The sequence below is a fragment of the Immundisolibacter sp. genome (assembly GCF_041625615.1).
Taxonomy (GTDB): domain Bacteria; phylum Pseudomonadota; class Gammaproteobacteria; order Immundisolibacterales; family Immundisolibacteraceae; genus Immundisolibacter.
In genome coordinates this window covers 1-1,888 of record NZ_JBFJTF010000225.1, presented here as the reverse complement: position 1 = coordinate 1,888, position 1,888 = coordinate 1, and the positions used below count along the sequence as shown (strand labels likewise).

At 68.9% G+C, this 1,888-nt stretch carries 3 protein-coding genes; all 3 read left to right on the top strand.

The window, feature by feature from the left end:
• Positions 1-348, top strand: a 348-nt coding sequence (locus tag ABYX71_RS11735) for a helix-turn-helix domain-containing protein (protein WP_372696678.1), incomplete at its 5' end; no start/stop codon positions are given.
• A 3-nt stretch (positions 349-351) separates the two neighbouring features.
• Entirely contained in the window at positions 352-675 is a 324-nt protein-coding gene (gene fliE, locus ABYX71_RS11730; RefSeq protein WP_372696677.1) for a flagellar hook-basal body complex protein FliE, read from the top strand.
• Positions 676-702: 27 nt separating this feature from the next.
• Positions 703-1,888: flagellar basal-body MS-ring/collar protein FliF (gene fliF, locus ABYX71_RS11725; protein WP_372696676.1), on the top strand; the 1,186-nt coding region annotated here is incomplete at its 3' end.

Genomic DNA, 1,888 nt, shown 5'->3' with positions numbered 1-1,888 from the left:
CTCGGCTACACCTGGCCGGGCAACGTGCGCGAGTTGGACAACATGATTCAGCGGGCGTTGATTCTGGCCGACGCCGGTGCCATCGAGGCGAACCACCTGGTCGGTACCTCGGCGCCGGCGCCGTTGAGCGACACCGCGGAACCGGCATGCCCGGGCGAACTGGACCGGGATCTGAAGACCCGTGAGGCCCAGCTTGTTCTGGGTGCGCTGCGCGCCGCGCAAGGCAGACGGGCGCGCGCCGCCGCGCAGCTGGGCATCAGCGAGCGCACCTTGCGCTACAAGCTGTCGCAGCTGCGACAGGCGGGCTTTGAAGTGCCGCCGCCGGGCGGCGCACAGGACGAGGGCTGACCCATGTCGGACATGCAGATCAACGCCGTGCTGGGCCAGATCCGGAGCCTGCGCGCGCAACTCGAGCAACCGGCGGCCGCACCGTCCGCGCCGCAGGAGTCCACACCCGGTTTCGGGGCCGTGCTCGGCGAGTTCGTGCAGCAGGTCAACCACGCCCAGGCCACGTCGGCCGACTTGGCGGCCCGCTTCGAGCAGGGTGACGAGCGGGTCAGCCTGGCACAGGTGATGGTCGCGAGCCAGAAGTCGAGCGTCTCGTTTCAGGCTGCCGTGCAGGTGCGCAACAAGCTGCTGGCGGCCTATCAGGACGTCATGAACATGCAGGTCTAAGACAGCCCCTTCGGAAACTGAACCATCATGGCCGACTCCATTCCCAATGCTGCCGCCAGTACGCCCGCGGCGCTGATCCAGGGTTTCATCAAACTGCCCGCCTCGCGCCAGGCCGTGCTGCTGGTGGCGGTGGCCGCCTGTATCGCCAGCCTGGTGGGCATCGTCCTGTGGGCCCGTACACCGGACTACAGCCTGCTGTACGGCAGCCTCGAGGAACGCGATACCGCCCAGTTGGTGGCGGCGCTCGAGAAGGCGGCCATTTCGTATCGTCTGGACCCCGCCACCGGTGCCCTGCGCGTGCCGTCCACGGCCGTCCACGAGGCGCGCATGAAGCTGGCGGCCGAGGGGTTGCCCAAGGGCAGTGGCAACGGTCTTGAGATGCTCAGCCAGGATCCGGGCTTCGGTGTCAGCCGCTTCATGGAAAGCGCCCGTTACCAGCACGCGGTGGAGAACGAGCTGGTACGCACCATCACGGCCATGGCCGGCGTGCAGCAGGCGCGCGTGCACCTGGCCATTCCCGAGCGTTCGGTGTTCGTGCGCGAGCATGACAAGCCCAGCGCGTCGGTGATGTTGCAGCTGTACCGCGGGCGCACGCTGGACGACGGCCAGGTGGCGGCCATCGTTCACCTGGTGTCATCGAGTGTGCCCAACCTGGCCGCCGGTCGCGTCACCGTGGTGGACCAGGCAGGCAGCCTGCTGACCCGTCCCGCCGGCCAGCGTGGAATGGACCGGTCGGCGGAACAGTACGACTACACGCGGCGTCTGGAACAGGACTACGTGCGGCGTATCGAGGACCTGCTGGCGGCCGTCGTCGGTCCTGGGGGGGTGCGTGCCAAGGTCAGCGCCGAGGTGGATTTCGAGGTGACCGAGCGCACGCGCGAGGAGTACCAGCCCGACGGCGCCGTGCTGCGCAGCGCGCAGGAAGAGGAAACCGCCACGGCCGGACGCGCTGGTATCGGTGGCGTACCCGGCACGCTCAGTAACCAGCCCCCGACGGACGGCAGCCTGCAGCTGGCCGAGAGCGCAACCGGGGACACGGACACGGATGGGGCCGGTGTCGAGTCGCCCGTGACGCCGCGCGAGCGCAGCCGCCGCTCGGTGCGCAACTTCGAGATCGACCGAACCATCAGCCACAGCAAGTTGAGCGGTGGTGGCGTCAAGCGCCTGACGGTGGCGGTGGTGGTGGACGATCGCCGTGTCGTCGGTCCGGACG

Coding starts and splice junctions, on each gene's coding strand:
- fliE (WP_372696677.1), top strand. CDS start 352: ATGTCGGACATGCAGATCAACGCCGTGCTGGGCCAGATCCGGAGCCTG.